A 22,623-nucleotide genomic window follows, 5' to 3' on the forward strand; every position below is an offset into this window, starting at 1 on the left:
CCACATATAAGCAATCAAACCGGCTCAGGCCGGTTTTTTTGTGCCTAAAATCCACTCCACCACGCAAATTATTTAACCAGAAATTTCAATCATATGCGTAAAAACACAAATTCACGCTTATATTTGCGCTTGACGCATTTGCGTTATACGCATAAATTAAATCCATCGACAGCAACAACGTCACCGGCAGGAAGCCAAACAGGTAAGACGCCCAGGGGTGAGCGATGCAATCACTCCCCGGCCCCGAGAGGGATCGACCGGTAACGTTCTTTAGGGAAAGAGTGGATTTACCCTGCCGCTGCCAGTGTGGGGCGGTAGGCATAAAACCACTGAGGAGCTACACGATGAAAGCAATCAATGAGCACGTTGGCTGGGGTACTGATGGTCACGGCCTGAAGGTTCTGTTCTGCAACAAATGCCGGGAGGTTTTCTACCGCACACCGGATGCAGGCAAAGCAATCCAGGCTCAGCGCGTATTCAGCAAAAAGCACCAGTGCGCCAACTAACAGCAGAGGGTTACACGATGGCACTTGAATTCACGGTTTTGGCTGGAAAGCCTGATGACGACGATGGCCGCTACTGCGAGAACATCAAGTACTGCAACAGCGCTGACAGCTTTGAGGCGGCGCAGAAAATCATCTCGGATAACAAGCTGTACACGTATCCGATTTGCCGAATCGAAGTGACTGGATTTTCCAGCTAACACCCACAGCGCCCTACGGGGCGCACTGAGGCAATCATGACATTCAACGAAAAAGTCTGGCTGGGCGTGGTTGTCATCTGCGTCGCATTTTGGTCGGCGCTGGGGTTTTACCTGTCCAGATAAAGTTATTCAGCCCGGAGGGATGCGGTTTTTTATTGGGCTTAAAAGTAAAGGCATCTGAAGCCGGGCATCACCCTGGCACTCACCATGACACCTTCGTTTCTTCCAGTTTGCCCCGCTCGCCGGGGCTCTTTTTTCACATCAATAAGCGCACCTTGTGGGGCGCGCTTACCCATGTGAATTTCTACCGAGAGGACATGTTATGACACCACTGCCAACGCTAACGGTATGTGAACACTGTAAAAAAGAGCTGCCAAAGTCGAAGTGCAAGTATGTGAAGGTTCAGCGTTATTCCGACGGCCGTTTCAAGATGGTCGACATCCTGGTGTGCGCTGATCGTTGCGCCTCCTACTATCACTCCCGCCAAAACATCAAATCGTTGCAACGGCGGATGCATACAATACAGCGGAGGCCAGCATGGTGAGCCTGAACACGCGTATTCAACATAAGCATGACCTATCTGGGTGTGACTTTTCCGCCAAGCGTAACTACGGCAAAAGCATCTTTACCCTGACAATTCTGACTTTATGCCTGCTGGCTATGGGCGCCGTATGGATCTGACGGTTATCGAGACACCAACACGCCAGCAAGTCGCAGCTGAACACCTCATTCTATCAATCTGCATCGCTAACAAGCTGGGCGCCGCTGACCTCGACCGGCTGGCGCATCGATTGGCACAAATCGACGCCATAGCCGATGCACGAACCATCGGGATTAATCATGAGCACTACCTTTCGTGTAATTGACACTGAAACCACCAGCTTTGAAGGCGGTGTGGTTGAAATAGCCAGCGTCGACATCGTTGATGGCGTTATCTGCAACCCAATGAGCGACCTTGTATGCCCTCCTGAGCCCATCAGTTTTGAAGCAATGGCTATCCATCACATCACTGAAGAAATGGTCGCTGATGCACCGCCGATCGACGATGTGATAGACCGTTACCTCGGTGCCGATATCTACGTCGCACACAATGCCGCTTTTGACCGTGAGAAGCTTCCGCAAATCACGGCCCCATGGATTTGCACGCTGAAGCTGGCGCGCAAGCTATGGCCTGAAGAGCGGCATGGCAATCAGTACCTGCGCTATCGCTTTGGCCTTAAGCCCGATGTGCCTGAAGGCCTCTATGCTCACCGTGCGCTGTATGACTGCTATGTGACAGCCACCAACCTGCTCTATATGAACAGCATCGCGCGCTGGAGCATTTCACAAATGCGCGACATAACCGCACGCCCATCACTGCTACACACGATGCAGTTCGGTAAGCATAAGGGGAAAACCTTCGTCGACATCGCCTCAGACGATCCTGGTTACTTGCGTTGGGCGCTGGCGAATATGGATCTGAATGAAGACCAGGAGTTCACCATAAAACACGCGATGGGGGCGCTCGTCTGATGGGTATTCCAGTCCTTATCCTGGGCGATTCCGGATCTGGCAAATCTGCAAGCATGATGAAGCTTAACCCTGATGACGGTTTTCTCATCAACCCGGAAAACAAACGCCTGCCATTCCGTTCCGCTGGCTGGAAACCGCGAGATTTCGAGGCCAAAACCGGCAACGTGTTCTTTACCGACATACCGGCGGATATTGTCTTGATCATCAACTTCGCACGGCGGGCAGGTAAAAAATTCGTCGTTGTTGATGACTTCCAGTATGTGATGGGCAATCAGTTCATGCGCCGGCGTAGTGAAAAATCTTTCGAAAAATTCACTGAAATAGGCGGTGGCGCCTGGGACGTAATCAGAGCCGCACAGGCAGCAGCCGATGACCTGATCGTCTACTTCCTTGCTCACACCGAAGAAACACCCGCCGGCCGCGTCAAGATGAAAACTATCGGCAAGATGCTTGACGAAAAAATAACCGTCGAAGGCATGTTCAGTATCGCCCTACGCACTGGTGTTACTGATGGCCGCTACTACTTCACCACGCAATCAGATGGAACCGACCCGGTTAAGTCACCGATCGGGCTGTTTGACAGCTTCCAAATCGATAACGACCTGAACGCCGTTGATACGGCGATCCGCGAATATTACGAACTCAACGATGGAGCACCAGCATAATGCAACCAATGTTTACCTTTGATGATGAATCCGCACGTACTGCCGGCGCCGCCGGCGCTTCTGAAACTGGCGCCTATGCAGGCAATATCAGCAGCGCCATTTTTACCACCGGGCGCGACTCACAATCCGAAGCGATGGAATTTTCCATCGAGTCTGACGTGGGCAAAATCAACTACCTGCGCATAAATTACAAAGGCCGCGAGGGACAGCCGCTTAAGCATGGCTCGGCGCTGATCAATGCCATTATGGGGTTGACGAAAGTTAAGCAACTCAACGCTACCGAGCAAACGAACAGCGAAGGCGATATCGAACTTCACTGCAAAGAGCTTGAAGGAAAGCCGATCGGTTTCGTTCTGCAGAAAATTCTCTACACCAAAAACGATGGCGGGGACGGTTACAAATTCGACATCAAACAAGTTTTTGGCGCCAACACGCGTAAAACATACAAGGAGGCGATCGACGGAACGCCGGCCGAGGCCGTTGATAAGCTCCTGGCTGTCCTGAAGGATAAGGATGAGCGCTTAACCAATGACACGGCACCTCAAACGAGTGGTATCGGTGGGCAGCGCTCTATGCTTGGCAACCAAAACAACCAACCGACCTCTCGCCTTCAGCAGGTCGCCCAGCAGCGGCAACAAAGCGCCACGCAACAACACGCACCTGATTTTGACGATGACATTCCCTTCTGAGCTGGTCTCTACAAAACATAGCCCTGTCATGCAGGGCTAAGGACTTCTCATGTCAGATCAATCCAATCGCGGGAAAAGCCCGCAAGAAGTCGTTAACAACGCGATCAAGCAATTCGAAGGCCTGAAAAAAGGCGATCCAGTCAAGCGCCCTGGTTGGTATTACCTCGACGCGTTAGAAGCTGAGGAAAATGCCGTCATTGTTGAGGGGCGTCGTGTGATCAGGCACAAACAAAACCATAAGGACGAGAATAATCATGGCTAAAAACTCAAAGGAAGCCTACGGCGCCAGCGGTAAAACCAACGTGTTGATGTTCGAGCCTGAAAATCTGCACCTGGTATCCGATAAAACGCACCCGCTTTACGACGAACGCATCCATCTTCCTCTCCATGAACCGACTGTGCTTAGCATCATGAAGTTGGGGGTGCTGGAGCCGATAATTATCTGGAAAGACCCAGAAACAGGCCGCTCATGCGTAGTTGAAGGTCGCCAGCGGGTTAAAAACACCCTCGAAGCAAATAAACGTCTGCGGGAAGAAGGCAAAAAACCTCTTCTGGTGCCGGCAGTGGTCAGGCGCGGATCGCCGTTTAGCGTTGCTGAGGTGATGATTAGTGCCAATGAAATCTTTCAGGTAGACACGCCACTGGGCCGCGCCAAGAAAATGGCTGATGCGCTTACGCGGGGCCACGACGAAAAAGATTTAGCGCTGATGTTTGGCGTCGGTGTGCAGACGATCCGCGCCACACTCGCCCTGCTCGATGCCACTCAGGCCGTTAAAGATGCGGTTGAATCTGGCGACATTACCGTTACCCAGGCACGCCAGCTGGCGAATCTCTCACCTGAAGAACAGCGCGAAAAAGTGAAAGAGGTTGAAGCGGCAACCGCCGGCACCAAAGGCCACGAAAAGGCACGGCGCCAGCGGCAGGTGATCGGTGATGCCAAACCCCGCATGAAGTCCCGAAAAGAAATCACGAAAGCCCTTGAGGGTGCGAGCGGTGATTACGCTCAGGCACTGCGCTGGGTGTTGGGAGACGACGAATGACAACCATCAAGCGCTTTACCCCTGACTACAAAATGCACGCAGTTCGCTTTGAGGCTTTCGCCCGTGAAGCGGAGCACGGTGAGTTCGTTAAATTCTCCGACTATGAAGCCTTGGTGTCAGAACTCGCCAGCATCCGGCAGATCAACGCCCAAACGCTGCAGGTAAAGCTGACAATGGCTGAATCCATCAAAAAGCTGACTGATCGAGTTAATGGGCTGGCCGTGGAGAATGCAGGCTTTAAGCATGCGCTTTCCGTCATTTTGGAACATGTGGACGTAACTGACAAAGGGCCAGCCGGAGTGGTGGCGATGATTGCCAATGATGAGCTGTTCAACTCCGAAACCCCGGCCACTGACGCAGCACTTGCAGCTATCCAGGCGCAGGGAGTGGAGAGGCTCATCAAGCTGAAGATGGAACAGCTTGCCAGCATGCATCCTGACACCCACGCATTTGGCGCTATAGCCGAGTCTCTGCGCGCTCAGATTAACGAGTTGCAAGCATTCGCCGCCAACATTCGGGAGGCCAAATGAAAGAGCGCCCAGTGATGCCAGCAAATGAACCGAAGCCCAAGGAGCCGATGGTCGTTAGCTTCTCCGGCGGCCAGTCGTCGGCATTCATGTGCGATTTCCTGCTGCAAAACTACGCCGACTGCTTCGATTTTCATTTTGTCTTTGCGAACACAGGACGCGAACACGAAGAGACACTGAAATTTGTGGATAGATGCGACCGGCATTTCGGGCTAAATGTGGTCTGGCTTGAGGGGGTAACCAGCCCGATTCCTGGCGTTGGCATGACTCACAAAGTGGTGAGCTTTGAAACCGCGGCGCGGAACGGCGAGCCATTCGAACAGCTGATCAGTGTTGAGGGCATCCCAAACGTCTCTCGGCAAAAGTGCAGCGACTATCTGAAAACTCAAACGATCCGCTCATGGATGCGTGAAGTGGGATTGGCTCGACGTGGCTGGTCAGCAAAGACGGCTATCGGCATGCGGGCGGATGAACCGCAGCGCGCTGATCCTAACAAAGACGCAGCTAAGCGCTACAACCTCGTTTATCCGCTTTGCCACTGGGGCGGATTCGACAAGCAGGACGTGAACGACTTCTGGGACGCGATGCCGTTCAAGCTGAATATCCCTCCGCATCATGGCAATTGTCTGACGTGCTTCAAGAAGAGCGACGCAAAGCTATATCTGATCGCCCACGAGCATCCGGAGTGGTTTGCATGGAATCGTGAGATGGAGCAGAAGCACGGCATGGTAAAAGCCGTTAGTGGCCACACCTGGTGGCGCAGAAAGCGCAACACGGATCAGCTTATCGCCGATGCTCAGCTTGAAGACCGGCAGCGGCTTATCTATCTGACTAAAACCAACCCCGACAACGGCGACGGCTGCGCATCATCGTGTGAGCCGTTCCAGTTCTTTGACGAGGCCCAGGAGAAAGCATTATGAGCACGCTGGTGAAAATACTCATCAATGATGACGGCGAAAAAACGCCTCTCGGAGAGAGATTCTGGCATCTGTCGGTAGAGCGATCAGGCGATCCAATGCTGTTGTGCTCCGGTGAATTTTATTCATTTGGCTGCTGCACAAACGTTGTCGCCAAGACAAAGGTTGTAGAGCGCGGAGGAATAACCTGCCCGCTTTGCCTGAAATACATCAGAGAAATTAAGGCGGTGAAGCTGTGATGGACAATAAGCTGAGCGAACTGAGCAAGCCGGTGGCGTGGAAACTACATCACCACGATCGTTACTACTTCGAAGAGAACGCGGATGTAGTGGCTATCGCAGAAAGCTTTGGGCAGGCAAAGGGCGATGCAGTCTACTCGCAAGAGTACGTCTCCGCCCTGCTGGCAGACCGTGACGCATGGCAAGCCTCAGCGATGGCGCTACGTGATGAATTAAGGACATCTCAAGCTGTCGCAAACGAGTACCAGCAACTGATGTACCACATGGACTCCGGTGGCGACTTCTACGAATTTCAGCGCGACAAGGTCATGAAGGAGCAGAGCAATGGATAAATTCAGCGAACTGAAAGCGGCCGCAATGGCCGCTACTCCACAGCAAATTGATGGGGCGCAGGAGAAAACAGAAGACGGCTGCATGGAATGCCCGTGCTGTAGTGGTGAGGGTCGGGTGGATGTTGGCGCTGATTATTGCAATTACGACAACACCGCTATCGGTGTGATTTTTTACGGCATTGGCGATGCCCATGTGGCGGCTGAGCGTTATTTCCGTGCTGCTAACCCCTCCACCGTTCTCGCCCTGCTGGCAGAGCTGGAAGCGAAGGATAACCGCATCGCCGAGCTGGAACGCGCCAACACATCGCAGGATGACCACATAAATCAGCAGCAGGACAGAATCGAATCTCTGGAGAAGACAAACGCCGGGTTAGGCCGGCGGCTTGGCGACGCAGAAAAGCGGCTGGCTACGCCGGTGCGGTTGCCGCGCCCTGCATGCACTTATGCAGACCACAGTTACCCAGCGTATTCGCGTAAGCAGGTTGAGGAGATTATCACCTCTGCTGGGATGCGCGTCACCGTAGAGGGGGATGATTAGGATGGCAATGAACGCAATGAACGCAATGGAAGGTTTGAAGTTCGTTAAATGCCCAGAATATACGGATCTGGCTGACGGCGCGCCGTGCGCACTTTGCGACACTCGAAAGCCTGATAGCCAAACAATTGGTGGGCCTGGCGGTATTCGTATCTGTCGCGATTGCGTTTCTCTGTGCAACGATATTCTCGCCGATCGAGATAAAGAGGCGAAGCAAAAGACTATCGACGACCTTGTTTCGATAGAAGCGAGAATGCCGGACGGTTATCAGCCGCATGAACTAATTGCAGCGATTTATCAGGCTATTGAAAACGGAAATGTCAGCGGATTGGAGGTGATATCGTGACACTAACGACTGAACGTCAGCAGTTTGCTGCGCAAAATGAAATGAGCCTGGAATTCGTAAACTGGTTCTTCGACGAGAAGAGGGAAGGCTGCGGAAATGCATGGTTCATAATGGCCGCTGCGATGTGGGAGGGCTGGAAGGGGCGGGCTAACCGGGAGGCGCAGCCGGTGCTGTACGCCAGCGAGGAAACGTTAGCATACGCGAAGGAAGGCGAAAAAAGCCTGGTTACTTGGACTGAGCCGATGGGTGATGCGGTGATTCCACTGTTCACCGCCCCGCCAGCGCCAGCAGTGCCGGATGATTGGATAGCATGCGCCGAACGGATGCCAGAGCATGGAAAGATGGTGGCTTTCACTTCTAACGGGCGAGTTATGGCAGGGCATTATGACGATGGAAGGCATTTAAAGAAGCCTGTAGGAAAGTGGAAATGGATGGGGCGAACATATTCGCTTCCGGTAACCCACTGGATGCCATTACCTGCAGCACCGGATGGTGGTAATGATCACGATACCCGACGATAACGAAATCATCTCGCGTCTCAGCATAGCCGGTTCCACACCGGATTCTGTCGCAAGCCTCCTCCGCTGTGCCGGCTACAACGGCATGACCGGGAGAGCCATCCGCCAGCGCTTGATGAAGCTGGAAAAAGAAAACGCCGTTGAGAAAGTCCGCCGTCCTGGCATCCGTTCCGCGTGCTGGGCGCCAATCACCAAATAACCCACCGAAAATATGAAACCACGAATTCCGCAACGAATCAGCGCCAAAGCTGAGGGGGTTCTATGCGCCTATAAGAGGGGTGAAAAGAAACCTAACCGAACCTACCAGCATAAGTATTTGACGCTGCCAGTGGCCCGCTGCTGGCGAATGCTTTCGAAAGACAACGGCAACTCATGGGAAGTAATGAGCCATGAGCGCTACAACAACCAAATCAGGATTTAAACATGGGCACCTATGATGCATACCGAAATATCGCCAGAATTGCGGGTGAATGTGAACAACGCGGATGGTATGAAAAGGCCGCTGAAGTTTGGGAAAAGTCCCTCAAACTCGCGCGAGCAGTCGATGTTCCGTGGATTAAAATCCGCATAGAGTTTTGCATCAACGCGGCCGCGCGCTGCTGGGGAGGTGAGAATTGAGCACCGTTTTTGCCAGCAATACGCCGCCAGAACACAAAGACCGGTGGCAAACCCCGATCGAAGTTTTCAACGCGCTGGATGTTGAGTTTGGCTTCTTCCTGGATGCAGCAGCGGACGATGGCAACGCGCTATGCGCTCACTACCAGACAGAGCAGGATAACGCGCTGTCAATCGACTGGGTGAGTTATGGCGCCATCTGGTGCAATCCGCCCTATAGCGACATCACCCCGTGGGTGCTTAAGGCTGCGGAGCAATGCCGCGTGCAGAATCAGCCGATCGTGATGCTGTTGCCGGCGGACACATCAACGGGCTGGTTTTCGTTGGCGCTGCAGTCAGTGGATGAAGTCCGTTTTATCACCGATGGCAGACTGGCGTTTATTAATTCCGCGACGGGCAAACCCGGGAAGAACGGTAACAGCAAAGGCAGCCTGCTTTTCATTTGGCGACCATTTATCAAACCGCGGTGCCAGTTCTCAACCGTATCCAGAGACGAACTCCTTCGCATAGGAAAAGGCATAACGATGGAGGCAAGCGTTGCATGACATGGACTCCACAAAGAAAAACCTTCTCCGCAGTACAGCCAGAGAGCTTTTAAGAGATTTCGACTCCCCTTCCAACAATTTAACCCTCCGTCAGTTACTCGATAAGCACGCAGTGAAGATAGCACCGTACTGGCCGAAGTCTCCGCCGGTGTGGCTGCGCCTTTGCTGTGAGGTTCATCGGGTGCGGGAGGGGAAGTAGCGAGGTAACCATGAACGATCATAGCTGGATGACAACTTCAACAATTTGCAGTGAATTGGAGGTGTCATCGCGAACCCTTGAGCGCTACAGAAAAAGAACTCCGGAAAACAACCCGTTCCCGGAGCCTGATATCACAGCAGCCGGCGCACCTAATAAGTGGTATCGCCACAAGGTTGCTGCTTGGCAAGAGGCTGAAACGAAAATAAAGCGTACCAAGCCATTTGCATCACTTCACAACCCGCGAAGCGATAGAGGCCGATTTACCCAGCGGAACGAGGCTTGAACTCAACCACGTCTGGCTCAGTAATACTCATCAGCCTTGCCCACCATTTAGAATACGCCACCCTCATTTCACTCAGATAAGTGTGTTTGTCATACACCGCCCACACTCCCGGTAGCATATGGCCGAGCATTATCTCGGCAATGTGCGGATCCGTGAGGTCGGAGAAATTTGTTCGTGCGGTGCGTCGCAGATCATGCACGGTGAAATGAGGGACGTTCACATCATACGCCTTAATCATAAACAGCCGCAGATTTGCAGGTAAGCTTAGATGGTTTCCCGATCCCATTGGCGCATCTTTTTTGCTTGAAAAAAGGTAATCACCTTCAGCAAGAGATATGACTCTTTTCAAGATTGGAACGATCTCCGCGATTATCGGACGAAGTATCGCGCGTTGTGTTTTGGCCCCTGTTTTATGGTTCTCAGGCGGAACCGTCCACACCCCTTCCTCGAAATCGAAATGCTGCTTTTTCGCCAAGCGAAGCTCAGATATCCGGCAACCATAGAACAAGCACAGTTTGAGCATGATCTTGTTTCGCTCGCTCATCCGGCACTCATCGCAGCCCTTCCAAAACAATGCAATTTCATCCCTCGAAAGCGTCCTCTTCCCCATTCCTTTTTTCAAACCGAAGTCGCGGCCAGTAAGCTCTGAAAGCGGATTAGATGTCAGCAACTGCCGCTTCACAGCCCAGGAATAGCATTGCTTGCCATTGCTGATGATCCGTCTGGTAACCTCTGAATATGCCTTTGCGAGCTTATCCAGCAGCGTAAGCCAGTTGTGAACCGTGATTTCTGCTGCCGGGTATTTCCCCAGGCGTGGAAAAACGTGGATCTCAAACGAACGTAGCACCTGGGCTTCGTTACCCTTCTGAATGCAAACCATGCCATGCCATTCTCTGAACAACTCCTCGAACGTGTATCGCGTGGAGATCTTGCCTCGCTCTAAATCGCGTTTAATTTTTGGGTTATCTCCGCCCACCAGCACAGAAGCCCATTTTTCAACTTCTTCGCGCGCAGCTTTAAGACTCAGTGCGGGATAGCTGCCCAGAGTCATCTTGTCTTGCTTGCCGAGAAACCGGTATCGGTAGAAGAAAGTAACGGCGCCCTTCTTGGAAACCCTCACCCAAAGCCCATCACGATCGGACTTCTCCTCTACTTTTTCCCTTTCTTTGTTCAGGCATGCCTTAAGGTAACTGTCTGAAATAGCCATTGATTCCCCCGCTCTGTGTCCATCGTGGACACGGTACATGATGAGAATCATAGTTTATGGACACGAGGATGGACACAAAAATGATGTCTTATATTGTCGATAGGTGTCGTAGGTTGTCGTGGTTATCTTTTGCGGAGAGCTTAATTTGCGTGGGTTCTTAGTGAAATTTGGCGGGGGTTGTCGGTAGGCGTCGGAGAGTTAGTTATCGATATGGGCAATAATGGAGAAATTTCGTATATGCTTCATTATAAAAGTTTTTCTGCCTTGGTATTTCTGAATTACTCGCCTATAGAAACCCGCATGGACCTAAAGCGACAGTGAATGGGTTAGGCCGTCTTGCACCTGAATCGCTGCATTCTACATGCCACACCACTGAAAACCTAGCGATCGGTGCAGTGAAGGCATTCTATTATGCGCAGCTAAATGTTACAGGGCGCCCCGGCTGATGAAAACAGATGTTAACACGGGCTATACGGCCTGAACCCAAGGCTTGCAGGTGCTCCGTGGCCGTCAAACTCCGGCGCTAATACATAACCGGCCGCAGCGCAATAAACCCCTTCTGAAATTATCGAAAAAGAATATTTGGATCAACCTCTTAGAATTCGATTTTGCCCCACATCCTTTAGGAAAAACCCCATATACGCCACCACCGTCCCTCGGATAGAAAGGGCATGAACTCCGCGACAAAACAATATTCCGGGCACTACATCGGCAGCCCACCGGGGTTCACCAGCATATCTGCGTACGTTGATTGGAAGGTGCATTATGATCGATAAAGGGCAAATGCTGAGCCGGCACGATTTTTCGAAGGTCAACTGGGGCATTCTGGCGGCGGCGGCGCTGCTGTTCAGCGTGGGTGCGGCGCTGTTGGTGCTGCCGCTGCTGAGCAGCATTGATGAGAACGACGTCATCACGCTGTTGCAGGCCGGCGCGGGCACAATTTTACTCGGCTGTACGCTGCTGGCGCTGCGGCATTACCTGCGCCCGGTGTTGACATATCGGCTCTACGAGCACGGCGTGCGGGTCCTTGACGGCCACCATCACAAAGAGCGTTTCATTCCGTTTGAGAAAATCGGCGACATCTATCGCTTTCGCGGCGGCAAGGCTTTTGGCGGGTTGTTTGACGTCACGGCGTTCCGCGCCGGCGCGGATCAGCCCTGGTGCACGGTCTTCAGCAATGTCGCCCATTCGTGGCGACTGGCGGACGTGATCGTCGATCAGCAGCTGCAGCAGCGCGGGCCATTGGCGTTGAACGCGCTCTATCAGGGGGAGACGGTGTCGTTTCACACGGTTGAGGGCGACGCACGCTGGCTGTGGCAGTTGCTGCTCGGCAAACGGCAAGGCACGCCGACCGAAACGCTGCGGCTGAGCGCCACCCTGCTGACCACTGAACGGGGCAACGTGCCTATCGAGCAGATCCGCGCGTTGGAAAATCATCCGCAGCGCGGCATCCGTTTATTCGACGGCCAGGGCAATGTGCTGTTCGCTATCAACGATGATTCGCTGCTCAGCGCCGATCTGTTCATCGCGCTGCTGGAACATATGATCCACAACCGCATCCCCGCCTATCACAACCCGGCGATGACGCGGTCGTCGGTTTAAATCAGCGGGGAGTTTTCCGCCTGCATGCGCAGTGCGGTAGGCGGTAAGCCAATCTGCAGCACCACCGGCTGATAGTCGGCCTGCTCGCCCAGACGCCGGGCCAAGCGGCGCGCCAGCATAAAGGCCACCCCGCCGCCCAGTACGGCGCCGACTGCCGCCGAGGCGTCGCTGCCGAAACAATATTGCAATAACGCGCCACCCAGCATCATGCCCAGCAGCGGCGTCAGGTAAACCAGCATGGCGGAGCGCAGCAGGCTGCCTTCCGCAATGCCGACCTCGACGCGCTGCCCCGGCTCGAGCGGCTGATCGATATGCACCTGCAGCTGATGCTCGGTTTCCGGCACCAGCTCGTTCAACGCACGCGCGCCACAGCCGGAGCGCGCGGTGCAGCTGCCGCAGCCGGCCTTGGGTTCACAGCGCAGCAGCGCTACGCCCTGTTGCCACGAAACCACCGTGGCCCACTCTTTCATCATTACGGCGATACCTTGAAAGAAATGCTGTCGGCGATGCGTTTGGCCGTCGCCGGCGGCAATTCGCCCACAATCGTGATTTCGTTGCCCGCACGCACTTCGGTCTGGATGGTGCGGCGCCCTTGACGGTAGTACTGCTGCCCGGCTCCGCTGCCCGCCGGGCTGACGTTGACCGAGAAGCTGAACAAGCCGTCGCTGTAAAGGCGGGATTCAACCGGCACGGCGACGTTCGGCAATTTGCGGCGGTTGCGCGCCACCTCGTCTACCCCCGCCGGCAGCCAGCCGGTGCTCCAGCTCAGCTGGACGTTTTCCACCGCCGGCAGCGACAGCAGCGGCGGCAGGTTGGCTTTGAGCAGCCCCTGCATCGCGCCCTGCACGTCGGCGCCGACCGCGAAGGAGATCACCCGATATTGCTCCAGCGTTTCGCCGTCGCGATCGAGCAAATCCACCCGCAGCGGCAGCTTGGTGTCCTCATCCATCCAGACGATGTAGCTGTAGCGGGAACCGTCGCGCGCCACCACGCGCAGCACTTCACACGGCCGATCGGCGATGCGGGTGCTGCCCACGGAGATAAAGTCGTAGTACTTGGCCAGGCGGGTGAAATCGGCATAAACGATCGCCGGCAGCGCATCGACGATGTGATCGCCGGTGAGCGTGAACGGCTCCAGGCCGGGTTCGAAGTAGCTGATCCCGCCGCCGCGCTGCAGCACTTCGCGGCGCGGGCCGTCCATGTGCAACAGCTGGCCGAGCGGCACGTTGCCGATCACCGCATGGCGATAGCGCAACGACTCGATTCCCTGCTTGCTGATGCTGATGTAGGCGAGCTCGTAATTGAGAGAACGGCTGGCACTGCTCATCTGTTGCAATAACGCCCCGGACGCAGTCGGCTGCGCCGGGGCGATGCTGGAATAGAGCAGGCTGCCCGTCAATAAACAAACGGAGAACCAGATTTGCTTCATTACTGCTGTTGCATTCCTAAAGACTGAGTTCCGGGAACCTGAATGGCAGCCTGTTGCGGATTGCTTTGCTCAAGCTGCAGCTGATCCGAATGCAGGCGACGTTGCAGTTCATAGTCCTGCAGCATGGCGTTGATACGCTTACGCTGTTCCTGCACCTGCTGCTGTTGGCCGCTGCCGGTGGAGAAACTGTCGGCAGGAACGCCCAGGCTGACCGGTGAGGCCTGGCCCATGATCGGCAACGTGGTGAAGGCCGGCGATTCGGACGCGTTCGATGACGCAGAAGGCTGGTTGTAGTGCTGCACGCCGACGATGACCGCCAGCGACACGCAGGCCGCCATGCCGATTTGCGTAATCTGGCTCGCCCAAGGACGCACTTTGTCCCAGAACGGCATTTTCTGCCAGGTGTGAGGCTGCGGCTGAGATTCCTGAACGGCGGAAGGCACCAGCCGGGCAGGTTCTTTCTCAAGTGCAGCGGCGACGCGATCGGCGATATCGAAATGCATCACTTGTCCGATATCACCCCGCAGTGCGTCACGTATCAGGTGATAGCTCTGCCAGCTTTGCTGAAGCGTTCGATCTTGCGACAGAGAACTCAACAGCTCGCTGTCGAACGATTCACCATCCATCAGAGCGGAAAGCTTTTCTTTCTGCATGCCTAAGTACCCTTCCTGTGCCCGCCATTGCTAACGCTGGATCAGCGGTTGAACTTTATTATCGATAGCTTCCCGGGCGCGGAAAATACGCGAACGTACGGTTCCGACCGGGCAATCCATGATGGCGGCTATCTCTTCGTAGCTTAGACCATCCAACTCCCGCAGGGTAATCGCCATGCGAAGATCCTCAGGGAGAGACTCAATGGTACGGAAAACTATCTGTCTCAGCTCTTCTGACAACATTAAGTTCTCAGGGTTCGAAATTTCTTTCAGTGCGCCCGCACTTTCGTAATTTTCCGCATCGTTGGCGTCCACATCACTGGATGGCGGACGGCGCCCCTGAGCAACCAGATAATTCTTTGCCGTGTTCACGGCGATTCGATACAACCAGGTATAAAAAGCGCTGTCGCCACGGAACGATTCCAGTGCGCGATAGGCCTTGATAAACGACTCCTGCACCACATCGGGCACATCGCCCTGCGGCACATAGCGGGAAACGAGACTCGCCACCTTATGCTGATAGCGCACTACCAGTAGGTTAAACGATTTCTGGTCGCCCTTTTGGACCCGCTCAACCAGAACTTGATCCGTTAACTGCTCGCTCATCCGAGGTAAACTCTCCCCAAATCCGTCTCCACGCGTAAAATTGTACTGCCAGCCATACATTATTTTCCTGAGCAAGCACTCGCTTGGAGTTCATATAGAACACGAAGTTCCATATCGCCATTGTTTTTTCTGTTGATGTCACCCTATCCGTGGCTTTTGCCCGGACAGTTAGGCTAACATGAAATTCACTCTTCTTCTGCACACATCATACGTTATGCAACCATCATCTGAACATGTTAGCGATGTACTGATCGTCGGCAGCGGCGCTGCGGGCCTGTCACTGGCGCTGCGCCTGGCGCAGCATTGCAAGGTTACCGTTCTCAGCAAGGGGCCGCTCAGCGAGGGGGCCACCTTTTATGCCCAAGGCGGGATCGCCGCGGTGTTCGATGAGACGGACAGCATTGCCTCACACGTTGATGACACTTTGATTGCCGGCGCCGGCCTGTGCGACAAAGAGGCCGTCGAATTCATCGCCGGCAACGCGCGCCACTGCGTGCAGTGGCTGATCGATCAGGGCGTGCTGTTCGACACCGAGGTCAACGCGCAGGGCGAGGCGCATTATCACCTCACGCGTGAAGGCGGCCACAGCCATCGCCGCATCCTGCACGCCGCGGACGCTACCGGTAAGGAAGTAGAGACCACGCTGGTGGGGAAAGCAAGCGCTCACCCCAATATTTGCGTGATGGAACGCCGCAACGCGGTTGACCTTATTACCTCGAACAAAATCGGCCTGCCGGGCACCCGCCGAGTCGTGGGCGCTTACGTCTGGAACCGCGAGCTCGAGCGGGTGGAAACCTACCGCGCCAAAACGGTGGTGCTGGCCACCGGCGGCGCGGCCAAGGTATACCAATACACCACCAACCCGGACATCTCCTCCGGCGACGGCATCGCCATGGCCTGGCGCGCCGGCTGCCGGGTCGCCAACCTGGAGTTCAACCAGTTCCACCCGACCTGCCTGTTCCACCCGCAGGCGCGCAACTTCCTGCTGACCGAAGCGCTGCGCGGCGAAGGCGCTTACCTGAAGCGTCCGGACGGCAGCCGCTTTATGCCGGATTTCGACCCGCGCGGCGAACTGGCCCCGCGCGATATCGTCGCCCGCGCCATCGACCATGAAATGAAGCGCCTGGGCGCCGACTGCATGTACCTGGACATCAGCCACAAGCCGGCGGAGTTCATCACCCAGCATTTCCCGATGATCCACGAAAAGCTGCTGACGCTGGGCTTCGATCTGACTCGGCAACCGATCCCCATCGTCCCGGCGGCGCACTACACCTGCGGCGGCGTGATGGTCGATCAGCACGGCCGCACCGATCTCGACGGGCTGTACGCCATCGGCGAGGTCAGCTACACCGGCCTGCACGGCGCCAATCGCATGGCGTCGAATTCGCTGCTGGAGTGCCTGGTTTACGGTTGGTCGGCGGCGGAAGACATTCTGCAGCGCCTGCCGTTCATCCAGCAGGCCAAACAGGTGCCGCACTGGGATGAAAGTCGGGTGGACGATGCGGACGAACGGGTGGTGATTCAACACAACTGGCACGAGCTGCGGCTGTTCATGTGGGATTACGTCGGCATCGTGCGCACCACCAAGCGCCTTGAGCGCGCCCTGCGCCGCATCAACACGCTGCAGGCGGAAATCGACGAGTACTACGCTCACTTCCGCATCTCCAACAACCTGCTGGAGCTGCGCAATCTGGTGCAGGTGGCCGAGCTTATCGTGCGCAGCGCCATGGCGCGCAAAGAGAGCCGCGGCCTGCACTACACGCTGGACTACCCGGATTTGCTGCCGGAAGCGCTGCCGACCATTTTGCAGCCTTAAACTCTGCGACAGGGCGCCTTATCGGCGCCCTTTTCTTTTCAGTAGAACAGGTAGAAGTCGGCGATCAACCGGCGGAAATCGTCGGTATAGCTGCCGTCGGCCTGTTTGATCGCCAGCGCCTGCTCCCGCAGCGGCGTTTCCCGGCGCGTCAACGCCAGCAACACCCGGTGCAGCGGCGTATCGGCCCGATCGCTGACGTTCACTTTCGCCGCCGTGTGCCAACCGCTTTGCTGCGCCAGGCGTTCGAATTCGGCGCCGATGTCGTGCGGCAGCACCACGCAGAACGTACCCTGTTCCGCCAGCAGCTGTACTGCACAGGCTAACAGCGCCTCGTGCGTCAGGGTTTCGGTGTAGCGCGCGTTGTGGCGCGCCTGATCGCGGCAGGCCACCGCCGGCTCAAAATAAGGCGGATTGCTGACGATCAGATCATACTCAGCGGCATGCTGCTGCGCATAATGGTGAATATCCTGCGCATGCACGCGGATGCGCTGCGGCCACGGCGATTCCACCGCGTTTTCGCGCGCCTGGCCGGCGGCGGCGTCATCCAGCTCCACCGCGTCGATGGTCACTTCGTCGCCGCTGCGCTGCGCCAGCATCAGCGCGATCAGCCCGCTGCCGCTGCCGATGTCCAGCACCCGGCGCGCCTGCCCCAGCGGCGCCCAGGCGCCGAGCAGCACCCCGTCGGTGCCCACTTTCATGGCGCAACGATCGTGGGCGACAAAGAATTGTTTAAAGGTAAAACCCCCGCGGCGCGGGGTAAAATCGGCTTTCGATCGCTTGCTCACACTCACCACCTGGCTATAAAACTGGCGTAGCATAAGGCAATCTGATCGGCGGGAAAAGAGCGGCTTTCCGCTTAAATAGGTGAAGATCGCGGCCAACCCGTCTATAATCGGCGCCCCAAGTAGAGGTAGACCATGACAGCAACCACTTTTTCCGAACTCGAACTCGATGATCGCCTGATCGACGCGCTGCGCGACAAAGGCTACGATCGCCCCACCGCCATTCAGGCCGCTGCGATCCCGCCGGCGATGGACGGGCGCGACGTCTTAGGTTCGGCTCCGACCGGCACCGGCAAAACCGCCGCCTTCCTGCTGCCCGTGTTGCAGCACCTGCTGGACTTTCCACGCAAGAAATCCGGCCCGCCGCGCGTGCTGATCCTGACGCCAACGCGTGAACTGGCGATGCAGGTCGCCGACCAGGCGCGTGAATTGGCTGCTCATACCTCGCTGGATATCGCCACCATCACCGGCGGCGTCGCTTACATGAACCACGCGGAAGTGTTCAGCGAAAACCAGGACGTGGTGGTCGCCACCACCGGCCGCTTGCTGCAATACATTAAAGAAGAGAACTTCGACTGCCGCGCGGTGGAAACCCTGATCCTCGACGAAGCCGACCGCATGCTCGACATGGGCTTCGCGCAGGACATCGAAACCATCTCCGCCGAAACCCGCTGGCGCAACCAGACGCTGCTGTTCTCCGCCACGCTGGAAGGCGAAGCGATCCGCGAATTCGCCGAGCGCATCCTGAAAGAGCCGGTGGAAGTGGAAGCCGATCCGTCGCGCCGCGAACGCAAAAAGATCCTGCAATGGTACTATCGCGCCGATGACGTGCAGCACAAAACCGCGCTGCTGATCCACCTGCTGAAGCAGCCGGACGTGCAGAAATCGGTGATCTTCGTGCGCAAGCGCGAGCGCGTGCACGAACTGGCCACTTGGCTGCGCGAAGCGGGCATCAACACCTGCTATCTCGAAGGCGAAATGGTGCAGGCCAAACGCAACGAAGCGGTCAAACGCATGATGGATGGCCGGGTTAACGTGCTGGTAGCCACCGACGTTGCCGCGCGCGGCCTGGATATCCTCGATATCACCCACGTGTTCAACTTCGACATGCCGCGCACTGCGGATACCTACCTGCACCGCATCGGCCGTACCGGCCGCGCCGGGCGCAAAGGCACCGCCATTTCGCTGGTGGAAGCGCACGACCATCTGCTGCTGGGCAAAGTGGGCCGTTACCTGAACGAGCCGCTGAAAGCGCGCGTGATCGACGAACTGCGGCCGAAAACCAAGGTGCCGAACGAGAAGAGCAACGGTAAACCGTCGAAGAAAGTGCTGGCCAAGCGCGCGGAAGACAAGGCGAAGAACAAAGAAAAGGCCAAGGTGAAAGTGCGCCATCGCGACGCCAAAAACGTCGGCAAACGCCGTCAGGCGAAGGCCAAACCAACCGGCGACGCGCAATAACCGCCGCTGCCTAAGAAAAAACCGCCTGTACAGGCGGTTTTTTTATGGGTGTTTACTGCTGCGCGTAATGCGTGGCCAGGCGGCGCCCCTGCAGCCATTTATCCAGCTCGCGGAACTGCGCCTTCAGCTCGTCATTCTGCAAATGCGCCGGCGTTTGCGAGAAATAAAACTGGAACGCATAACCCTGCTGATTGCGCGCCCGGGCATCGGCACCGGCCTGCAACAGCAACAGCGCCAGGTGCGGCGCGTTGATCTTCGCCGCCAGATGCAGCGGAGTATCCCCCAGCCGATCGCTCAACGTGGTGTCCGCCCCGGCCGCCAACAGCAGCCGCAGCTGCTCCTCACGCCCGGCCAGCACCGCCGCCGCGAGCGGCGTGGCGCCGGTAACGGCATTGCGCACATTCACCTGCGCCCCTTCGGTCAGCAACAACCGCAGATACTGCGCGTCTTGCAACATCGCCGCGGTGTGCAGCGCGCTGTTGCCGTCCAGCCCCGCCGTCGCCGGGTCGGCACCGAGCTCCAGCAACGTCTGCACGCTGGCCGGCTGTTGCGAAAGCACCGCCCACTGCAACAGCGTGACCTGCCGATCGCCCCGTTCGCGCAAGCGATCCTGCGTGGCCTGCGCACCGATGCCCTGCGTATCGCCGCGCGCCACCGCCTGAGCCAGCGCCTGGTTGCTGCGGCCGTCAAACGGTGAAATCTCCTGCCCCATCTGTTGCTCCTTAGCCATCATCAGTAAACCGGTCACCGCGACCAGCGCCAGTAAGGCTATCGCCAGCGCCCGCCGCAAGCGACGCCCTTCAGGCATTGGCCTTCGCCTCCCACGGCTTTTGTTCCGCCATCGAGCTTATCACCTTGTCGATGCCGTGCGCCGTCAGGCTGCGATCCAGATGCTTGCTCGGCCGCCAGTCATCGATGCCGGTCAGGGTATCGTTGTTGGCCAGGGTAATGTTGTGGCCGATGGCGTCCGGGATCAGCGAAGTCGATTCCTGGGTGCTGGTCAGCATGTCATATTGCTCGCTGTAACGGCGAATGCCGCCGGCTTCGGCGTCTTTCTTCGCCGCCGCCGGATCGATACCCAGGCGATTCAGGGTGTAATCCGACACCCCGGCCGCATTGAAGGTGACCGCGACGGTGCCGGTCGCCAGCGCCGCCGTGGCCGCCAGACCACCGCCGAGCGAATGACCGGCGATCACCAGCGCATCGCCGAAGGCCGCCTTGGCGCTTTTGGCGGCGGCAACCGCCTGATTGTACTGCACATCGTCATACCCCGTCGCCTGCCGCACGTTGCTCAGCCAGTCGCGCCAGTCGTTGGTGCCGGCGAACGCCAACACATACTGCTTGTCGTTGCTGTAAATCCCGGCCTGGAAACCGCTGCCCGCGTCGTGCAGGCTGGCGGGATCGATGCCGAACCCGAGCAACGCGCTGTCGCTCAGACGGTTGAACCCGGCGGCGCCCTGGCCGTTCAGCGAGTAAACGTCCTTGGCCAACAGCGCCAACGCATAATCGCCTTCCTGAGATTGTTGTCCCCGGGTCACGCCCGGCGCAACCGCCGTCGGCGCCGCCGCGGAGATATCGCCGACCAGCGTATTCAACAGGTTCTGCGCGTTCAGCGTATTCTGAGAAGGGGTGGCCACCGGCGCCGGATTTGCCGGCGCTGCCGCAGGCTGCGATGCCGTCGCCGTTTCGGCAGCGGCGCGAGGTGTAGGGATCGCGGCCACCGGGGATACTGCAGAGGTAAAACTTAAAGGCATACTCATGCCGACTCCTTGTCGATAGACTTTTTTATTTAGCACCTGAATAGGTGCTGATTTAGCTATCGGCAGGTCGGATGAGTTCTGTATCAGGAATGCTTATCTTTGTGCAGAATGTGATCCGCCTTCAGTTTTCGGCCATCAAGCGCAAAAAAGGGAGCCGAAGCTCCCTGATTGACTGCGCCGCCGATTACAGGCTTTCGGTAAAGGTGCGGGCGATAACGTCGCGCTGCTGTTCCGGCGTCAGGGAATTGAAACGCACCGCATAGCCGGACACGCGGATGGTCAGCTGCGGGTATTTTTCCGGATGCTTGACCGCGTCTTCCAGGGTTTCGCGACGCAGCACGTTGACGTTCAGGTGCTGGCCGCCTTCCACGCGCACGGTCGGCTGCATTTCCAGCGGCACTTCACGGTATTCGATCTGGCCCAGATCGCTGACCGCGACAACCTGATCTTCCGCGTAGTTGGCCTTGGCGCACACGCAGCGAGCTTCCGCTTTTTCATCGTCCAGCAGCCAGAAAGAATTCACCAGCGCCTGGTCGTTCGCTTTGGTAATTTGAATACCGGTAATCATTATGTTGCCTCCGTACAAGGGCGTAAAAATTCACATCGTGAGAAAACCCAATTCTGGTTTCGGCCATTTGGTAAAACCATTGTTGTCTTGTTGTTCTGTATACCAGTCTGACCGGGCCAGTTCTTTGATTAAAGTCAATTTTTACCGGGTAGGCACAAGGCGTGAAGGGGCAAATTTATGTTTTATATCAATTTTCCCGTCGCGCTAAAAAACAATTATTTTTGTAAATTTTAAAAAATAATTGCATTGCAAACGGCGGCGAGAAATGAAAAGCGGGTTTCGCTGCGCGGGCCGACACGGTAAGCTATAGTCCATGAATTGCTAAAGAAAACAAAGGAGAGCGTTTATGGCCACCTCCCTCACCTGGCATGACGTGATCGGCAAAGAGAAAGAGCAGCCCTATTTTGTTGAAACGCTCGCCTTTGTTGCCGCTGAGCGCCAGGCCGGTAAGACCATTTATCCACCGCAGAAAGACGTGTTCAACGCGTTCCGCTTTACCGAGCTGGCGGACGTCAAAGTCGTCATCCTCGGCCAGGATCCCTACCACGGCCCCAATCAGGCGCACGGCCTCTCTTTCTCGGTGCGCCCCGGCGTGCCGGCGCCGCCGTCGCTGGTGAACATGTATAAAGAGCTGGCGACCGACATTCCCGGTTTCGAACGCCCTGATCACGGCTACCTTCAAAGCTGGGCCGAACAGGGGGTGCTGCTGCTCAACACCGTGCTGACGGTGGAAGGCGGCCGCGCGCACTCGCACGCCAACCTGGGGTGGGAAACCTTCACCGATAAGGTGATTGCCGCCCTGAACGAGAACCGCGAAGGCGTGGTGTTCCTGCTGTGGGGCTCGCACGCGCAGAAGAAAGGCAACTTTATCGACCGCAACCGCCACCATGTGCTGAAAGCGCCGCACCCGTCACCGCTCTCCGCGCACCGCGGTTTCCTCGGCTGCCGCCACTTCTCGCAGGCTAATCAGCTGCTGGAGCAGCAAGGGCTCACGCCGATCGACTGGATGCCGCGCCTGTCGCAAGCGTAGTCCAGAGACAAAAAAGGCACCCTCGGGTGCCTTTCTTTATGCCGTTG

The 22,623-nt window shown here is 56.5% G+C and carries 32 protein-coding genes; 23 read left to right on the forward strand and 9 right to left on the reverse strand.

The window, feature by feature from the left end:
• Nucleotides 1-344: 344 nt before the first annotated feature.
• The 19 genes from ACSBQS_RS19610 (at nt 345) to xis (ending at nt 9,665) form a co-directional block, all read left to right on the forward strand.
• A complete protein-coding gene (locus ACSBQS_RS19610; protein WP_154640411.1) occupies nt 345-506 on the forward strand; it encodes a hypothetical protein in 162 nt (53 codons plus the stop codon).
• A 17-nt stretch (nt 507-523) separates the two neighbouring features.
• Nucleotides 524-703 carry a hypothetical protein gene (locus tag ACSBQS_RS19615; protein WP_275095821.1) on the forward strand — a complete coding sequence of 60 codons (180 nt, stop codon included), beginning with the start codon at nt 524-526 and terminating at the stop codon, nt 701-703.
• An 840-nt stretch (nt 704-1,543) separates the two neighbouring features.
• On the forward strand, nt 1,544-2,215 hold the full coding sequence (exoX, locus tag ACSBQS_RS19620; protein ID WP_230118341.1) for an exodeoxyribonuclease X: 672 nt from the start codon (nt 1,544-1,546) through the stop codon (nt 2,213-2,215).
• Nucleotides 2,215-2,880 (forward strand): ATP-binding protein, encoded by a 666-nt coding sequence (locus ACSBQS_RS19625; protein ID WP_085819282.1) that lies wholly within the window; start codon nt 2,215-2,217, stop codon nt 2,878-2,880. The genes exoX and ACSBQS_RS19625 overlap by 1 nt, the downstream gene beginning before the upstream one ends.
• A complete protein-coding gene (locus tag ACSBQS_RS19630; protein ID WP_085819283.1) occupies nt 2,880-3,569 on the forward strand; it encodes a hypothetical protein in 690 nt (229 codons plus the stop codon). The genes ACSBQS_RS19625 and ACSBQS_RS19630 overlap by 1 nt, the downstream gene beginning before the upstream one ends.
• Before the next feature lie 49 nt (nt 3,570-3,618).
• Nucleotides 3,619-3,831, forward strand: a complete 213-nt coding sequence (locus ACSBQS_RS19635; protein ID WP_421095782.1) for a hypothetical protein — start codon at nt 3,619-3,621, stop codon at nt 3,829-3,831.
• Complete coding sequence (locus ACSBQS_RS19640) at nt 3,824-4,609, forward strand: ParB/RepB/Spo0J family partition protein (RefSeq protein WP_434991303.1); 786 nt, start codon at nt 3,824-3,826, stop codon at nt 4,607-4,609. The genes ACSBQS_RS19635 and ACSBQS_RS19640 overlap by 8 nt, the downstream gene beginning before the upstream one ends.
• Nucleotides 4,606-5,139: a hypothetical protein gene (locus ACSBQS_RS19645; protein ID WP_434991304.1), complete on the forward strand. Its 534-nt coding sequence runs from the start codon at nt 4,606-4,608 to the stop codon at nt 5,137-5,139. Before ACSBQS_RS19640 ends, ACSBQS_RS19645 begins: the two co-directional genes overlap by 4 nt.
• Nucleotides 5,136-6,056, forward strand: coding sequence for a phosphoadenosine phosphosulfate reductase family protein (locus tag ACSBQS_RS19650; RefSeq protein WP_434991305.1), 921 nt, complete (start codon nt 5,136-5,138; stop codon nt 6,054-6,056). Before ACSBQS_RS19645 ends, ACSBQS_RS19650 begins: the two co-directional genes overlap by 4 nt.
• Nucleotides 6,053-6,292, forward strand: coding sequence for a hypothetical protein (locus ACSBQS_RS19655; protein WP_151522963.1), 240 nt, complete (start codon nt 6,053-6,055; stop codon nt 6,290-6,292). Before ACSBQS_RS19650 ends, ACSBQS_RS19655 begins: the two co-directional genes overlap by 4 nt.
• Entirely contained in the window at nt 6,292-6,624 is a 333-nt protein-coding gene (locus ACSBQS_RS19660) for a hypothetical protein (protein ID WP_434991306.1), read from the forward strand. Before ACSBQS_RS19655 ends, ACSBQS_RS19660 begins: the two co-directional genes overlap by 1 nt.
• On the forward strand, nt 6,617-7,162 hold the full coding sequence (locus ACSBQS_RS19665) for an ead/Ea22-like family protein (protein ID WP_434991307.1): 546 nt from the start codon (nt 6,617-6,619) through the stop codon (nt 7,160-7,162). Before ACSBQS_RS19660 ends, ACSBQS_RS19665 begins: the two co-directional genes overlap by 8 nt.
• A gap of 1 nt (nt 7,163) precedes the next feature.
• Complete coding sequence (locus ACSBQS_RS19670; RefSeq protein ID WP_434991308.1) at nt 7,164-7,505, forward strand: ClpX C4-type zinc finger protein; 342 nt, start codon at nt 7,164-7,166, stop codon at nt 7,503-7,505.
• The gene (locus ACSBQS_RS19675) at nt 7,502-8,026 is read left to right on the forward strand and encodes a DUF551 domain-containing protein (RefSeq protein WP_434991309.1); all 525 of its coding nucleotides are present in this window, start codon (nt 7,502-7,504) and stop codon (nt 8,024-8,026) included. Before ACSBQS_RS19670 ends, ACSBQS_RS19675 begins: the two co-directional genes overlap by 4 nt.
• A complete protein-coding gene (locus ACSBQS_RS19680; RefSeq protein WP_434991310.1) occupies nt 8,004-8,222 on the forward strand; it encodes a hypothetical protein in 219 nt (72 codons plus the stop codon). Before ACSBQS_RS19675 ends, ACSBQS_RS19680 begins: the two co-directional genes overlap by 23 nt.
• Before the next feature lie 12 nt (nt 8,223-8,234).
• A complete protein-coding gene (locus tag ACSBQS_RS19685; protein WP_434991311.1) occupies nt 8,235-8,444 on the forward strand; it encodes a ParE family toxin-like protein in 210 nt (69 codons plus the stop codon).
• 2 nt (nt 8,445-8,446) lie between these two features.
• A complete protein-coding gene (locus ACSBQS_RS19690; protein WP_434991312.1) occupies nt 8,447-8,641 on the forward strand; it encodes an ANR family transcriptional regulator in 195 nt (64 codons plus the stop codon).
• Complete coding sequence (locus ACSBQS_RS19695; RefSeq protein WP_434991313.1) at nt 8,638-9,183, forward strand: phage N-6-adenine-methyltransferase; 546 nt, start codon at nt 8,638-8,640, stop codon at nt 9,181-9,183. Before ACSBQS_RS19690 ends, ACSBQS_RS19695 begins: the two co-directional genes overlap by 4 nt.
• 227 nt (nt 9,184-9,410) lie before the next feature.
• On the forward strand, nt 9,411-9,665 hold the full coding sequence (xis, locus tag ACSBQS_RS19700; protein WP_230200484.1) for an excisionase Xis: 255 nt from the start codon (nt 9,411-9,413) through the stop codon (nt 9,663-9,665).
• On the opposite strand, the gene ACSBQS_RS19705 is transcribed toward xis, so the two are convergent.
• Nucleotides 9,643-10,872, reverse strand: coding sequence for a tyrosine-type recombinase/integrase (locus ACSBQS_RS19705; protein ID WP_346420488.1), 1,230 nt, complete (start codon nt 10,870-10,872; stop codon nt 9,643-9,645). The two genes, xis and ACSBQS_RS19705, sit on opposite strands and share 23 nt — an antisense overlap.
• Nucleotides 10,873-11,637: 765 nt before the next feature.
• On the opposite strand from ACSBQS_RS19705, the gene ACSBQS_RS19710 reads away from it, so the two are divergent.
• On the forward strand, nt 11,638-12,474 hold the full coding sequence (locus ACSBQS_RS19710; RefSeq protein WP_434991314.1) for a hypothetical protein: 837 nt from the start codon (nt 11,638-11,640) through the stop codon (nt 12,472-12,474).
• Here ACSBQS_RS19710 and rseC read toward each other — a convergent pair.
• Genes rseC through rpoE form a run of 4 tightly spaced genes read right to left on the reverse strand, consistent with a single transcriptional unit; the run spans nt 12,471 to nt 15,162 of the window.
• Nucleotides 12,471-12,947, reverse strand: coding sequence for a SoxR-reducing system protein RseC (gene rseC / locus ACSBQS_RS19715; protein ID WP_033644124.1), 477 nt, complete (start codon nt 12,945-12,947; stop codon nt 12,471-12,473). The genes ACSBQS_RS19710 and rseC overlap by 4 nt on opposite strands.
• On the reverse strand, nt 12,947-13,903 hold the full coding sequence (gene rseB, locus ACSBQS_RS19720; RefSeq protein ID WP_025303948.1) for a sigma-E factor regulatory protein RseB: 957 nt from the start codon (nt 13,901-13,903) through the stop codon (nt 12,947-12,949). Before rseB ends, rseC begins: the two co-directional genes overlap by 1 nt.
• A complete protein-coding gene (rseA, locus tag ACSBQS_RS19725; RefSeq protein WP_342164789.1) occupies nt 13,903-14,556 on the reverse strand; it encodes an anti-sigma-E factor RseA in 654 nt (217 codons plus the stop codon). Before rseA ends, rseB begins: the two co-directional genes overlap by 1 nt.
• A gap of 30 nt (nt 14,557-14,586) precedes the next feature.
• Nucleotides 14,587-15,162: an RNA polymerase sigma factor RpoE gene (gene rpoE / locus ACSBQS_RS19730; RefSeq protein WP_004929136.1), complete on the reverse strand. Its 576-nt coding sequence runs from the start codon at nt 15,160-15,162 to the stop codon at nt 14,587-14,589.
• A 214-nt stretch (nt 15,163-15,376) separates the two neighbouring features.
• On the opposite strand from rpoE, the gene nadB reads away from it, so the two are divergent.
• Nucleotides 15,377-16,978 (forward strand): L-aspartate oxidase, encoded by a 1,602-nt coding sequence (nadB, locus tag ACSBQS_RS19735; RefSeq protein WP_016929796.1) that lies wholly within the window; start codon nt 15,377-15,379, stop codon nt 16,976-16,978.
• Nucleotides 16,979-17,016: 38 nt separating this feature from the next.
• Here nadB and trmN read toward each other — a convergent pair whose 3' ends face one another.
• Nucleotides 17,017-17,796, reverse strand: coding sequence for a tRNA(1)(Val) (adenine(37)-N(6))-methyltransferase TrmN (trmN, locus tag ACSBQS_RS19740; protein ID WP_232093959.1), 780 nt, complete (start codon nt 17,794-17,796; stop codon nt 17,017-17,019).
• 99 nt (nt 17,797-17,895) lie between these two features.
• Between trmN and srmB the strand changes: the two genes are divergently transcribed.
• Nucleotides 17,896-19,218, forward strand: coding sequence for an ATP-dependent RNA helicase SrmB (gene srmB, locus ACSBQS_RS19745; RefSeq protein WP_047025578.1), 1,323 nt, complete (start codon nt 17,896-17,898; stop codon nt 19,216-19,218).
• 52 nt (nt 19,219-19,270) lie between these two features.
• On the opposite strand, the gene ACSBQS_RS19750 is transcribed toward srmB, so the two are convergent.
• The 3 genes from ACSBQS_RS19750 to grcA all read right to left on the reverse strand — a co-directional run bounded on the left by ACSBQS_RS19750 (nt 19,271) and on the right by grcA (nt 21,546).
• Nucleotides 19,271-20,026: an ankyrin repeat domain-containing protein gene (locus ACSBQS_RS19750; protein ID WP_033651589.1), complete on the reverse strand. Its 756-nt coding sequence runs from the start codon at nt 20,024-20,026 to the stop codon at nt 19,271-19,273.
• Nucleotides 20,019-20,978 (reverse strand): DUF2974 domain-containing protein, encoded by a 960-nt coding sequence (locus ACSBQS_RS19755; protein ID WP_033644128.1) that lies wholly within the window; start codon nt 20,976-20,978, stop codon nt 20,019-20,021. The genes ACSBQS_RS19750 and ACSBQS_RS19755 overlap by 8 nt, the downstream gene beginning before the upstream one ends.
• 184 nt (nt 20,979-21,162) lie before the next feature.
• Nucleotides 21,163-21,546 (reverse strand): autonomous glycyl radical cofactor GrcA, encoded by a 384-nt coding sequence (gene grcA, locus ACSBQS_RS19760; RefSeq protein ID WP_004929114.1) that lies wholly within the window; start codon nt 21,544-21,546, stop codon nt 21,163-21,165.
• Between the two features lie 346 nt (nt 21,547-21,892).
• Here grcA and ung point away from each other — a divergent pair, with 346 nt between their 5' ends.
• The gene (ung, locus tag ACSBQS_RS19765) at nt 21,893-22,576 is read left to right on the forward strand and encodes a uracil-DNA glycosylase (RefSeq protein ID WP_434991315.1); all 684 of its coding nucleotides are present in this window, start codon (nt 21,893-21,895) and stop codon (nt 22,574-22,576) included.
• Nucleotides 22,577-22,623 lie beyond the last annotated feature (47 nt).

It is taken from the genome of Serratia sp. H402Y (genome assembly GCF_051172415.1).
GTDB lineage: Bacteria > Pseudomonadota > Gammaproteobacteria > Enterobacterales > Enterobacteriaceae > Serratia > Serratia ureilytica.

What these genes read in the sequence shown, in the direction of transcription:
- ACSBQS_RS19650 (WP_434991305.1), top strand. Translation starts at nt 5,136, where the DNA reads ATGAAAGAGCGCCCAGTGATGCCAGCAAATGAACCGAAGCCCAAGGAG.
- rpoE (WP_004929136.1), bottom strand. Translation starts at nt 15,162, where the DNA reads ATGAGCGAGCAGTTAACGGATCAAGTTCTGGTTGAGCGGGTCCAAAAG.
- rseB (WP_025303948.1), bottom strand. Translation starts at nt 13,903, where the DNA reads ATGAAGCAAATCTGGTTCTCCGTTTGTTTATTGACGGGCAGCCTGCTC.
- ACSBQS_RS19665 (WP_434991307.1), top strand. Translation starts at nt 6,617, where the DNA reads ATGGATAAATTCAGCGAACTGAAAGCGGCCGCAATGGCCGCTACTCCA.
- ACSBQS_RS19680 (WP_434991310.1), top strand. Translation starts at nt 8,004, where the DNA reads ATGATCACGATACCCGACGATAACGAAATCATCTCGCGTCTCAGCATA.
- exoX (WP_230118341.1), top strand. Translation starts at nt 1,544, where the DNA reads ATGAGCACTACCTTTCGTGTAATTGACACTGAAACCACCAGCTTTGAA.
- grcA (WP_004929114.1), bottom strand. Translation starts at nt 21,546, where the DNA reads ATGATTACCGGTATTCAAATTACCAAAGCGAACGACCAGGCGCTGGTG.
- ACSBQS_RS19630 (WP_085819283.1), top strand. Translation starts at nt 2,880, where the DNA reads ATGCAACCAATGTTTACCTTTGATGATGAATCCGCACGTACTGCCGGC.
- rseA (WP_342164789.1), bottom strand. Translation starts at nt 14,556, where the DNA reads ATGCAGAAAGAAAAGCTTTCCGCTCTGATGGATGGTGAATCGTTCGAC.
- ung (WP_434991315.1), top strand. Translation starts at nt 21,893, where the DNA reads ATGGCCACCTCCCTCACCTGGCATGACGTGATCGGCAAAGAGAAAGAG.
- ACSBQS_RS19635 (WP_421095782.1), top strand. Translation starts at nt 3,619, where the DNA reads ATGTCAGATCAATCCAATCGCGGGAAAAGCCCGCAAGAAGTCGTTAAC.
- ACSBQS_RS19690 (WP_434991312.1), top strand. Translation starts at nt 8,447, where the DNA reads ATGGGCACCTATGATGCATACCGAAATATCGCCAGAATTGCGGGTGAA.
- ACSBQS_RS19645 (WP_434991304.1), top strand. Translation starts at nt 4,606, where the DNA reads ATGACAACCATCAAGCGCTTTACCCCTGACTACAAAATGCACGCAGTT.
- ACSBQS_RS19685 (WP_434991311.1), top strand. Translation starts at nt 8,235, where the DNA reads ATGAAACCACGAATTCCGCAACGAATCAGCGCCAAAGCTGAGGGGGTT.
- ACSBQS_RS19660 (WP_434991306.1), top strand. Translation starts at nt 6,292, where the DNA reads ATGGACAATAAGCTGAGCGAACTGAGCAAGCCGGTGGCGTGGAAACTA.
- xis (WP_230200484.1), top strand. Translation starts at nt 9,411, where the DNA reads ATGACAACTTCAACAATTTGCAGTGAATTGGAGGTGTCATCGCGAACC.
- ACSBQS_RS19750 (WP_033651589.1), bottom strand. Translation starts at nt 20,026, where the DNA reads ATGCCTGAAGGGCGTCGCTTGCGGCGGGCGCTGGCGATAGCCTTACTG.
- ACSBQS_RS19640 (WP_434991303.1), top strand. Translation starts at nt 3,824, where the DNA reads ATGGCTAAAAACTCAAAGGAAGCCTACGGCGCCAGCGGTAAAACCAAC.
- ACSBQS_RS19655 (WP_151522963.1), top strand. Translation starts at nt 6,053, where the DNA reads ATGAGCACGCTGGTGAAAATACTCATCAATGATGACGGCGAAAAAACG.
- ACSBQS_RS19710 (WP_434991314.1), top strand. Translation starts at nt 11,638, where the DNA reads ATGATCGATAAAGGGCAAATGCTGAGCCGGCACGATTTTTCGAAGGTC.
- rseC (WP_033644124.1), bottom strand. Translation starts at nt 12,947, where the DNA reads ATGATGAAAGAGTGGGCCACGGTGGTTTCGTGGCAACAGGGCGTAGCG.
- ACSBQS_RS19755 (WP_033644128.1), bottom strand. Translation starts at nt 20,978, where the DNA reads ATGAGTATGCCTTTAAGTTTTACCTCTGCAGTATCCCCGGTGGCCGCG.
- nadB (WP_016929796.1), top strand. Translation starts at nt 15,377, where the DNA reads ATGCAACCATCATCTGAACATGTTAGCGATGTACTGATCGTCGGCAGC.
- srmB (WP_047025578.1), top strand. Translation starts at nt 17,896, where the DNA reads ATGACAGCAACCACTTTTTCCGAACTCGAACTCGATGATCGCCTGATC.
- ACSBQS_RS19625 (WP_085819282.1), top strand. Translation starts at nt 2,215, where the DNA reads ATGGGTATTCCAGTCCTTATCCTGGGCGATTCCGGATCTGGCAAATCT.
- ACSBQS_RS19705 (WP_346420488.1), bottom strand. Translation starts at nt 10,872, where the DNA reads ATGGCTATTTCAGACAGTTACCTTAAGGCATGCCTGAACAAAGAAAGG.
- ACSBQS_RS19670 (WP_434991308.1), top strand. Translation starts at nt 7,164, where the DNA reads ATGGCAATGAACGCAATGAACGCAATGGAAGGTTTGAAGTTCGTTAAA.
- ACSBQS_RS19610 (WP_154640411.1), top strand. Translation starts at nt 345, where the DNA reads ATGAAAGCAATCAATGAGCACGTTGGCTGGGGTACTGATGGTCACGGC.
- trmN (WP_232093959.1), bottom strand. Translation starts at nt 17,796, where the DNA reads ATGCTACGCCAGTTTTATAGCCAGGTGGTGAGTGTGAGCAAGCGATCG.
- ACSBQS_RS19615 (WP_275095821.1), top strand. Translation starts at nt 524, where the DNA reads ATGGCACTTGAATTCACGGTTTTGGCTGGAAAGCCTGATGACGACGAT.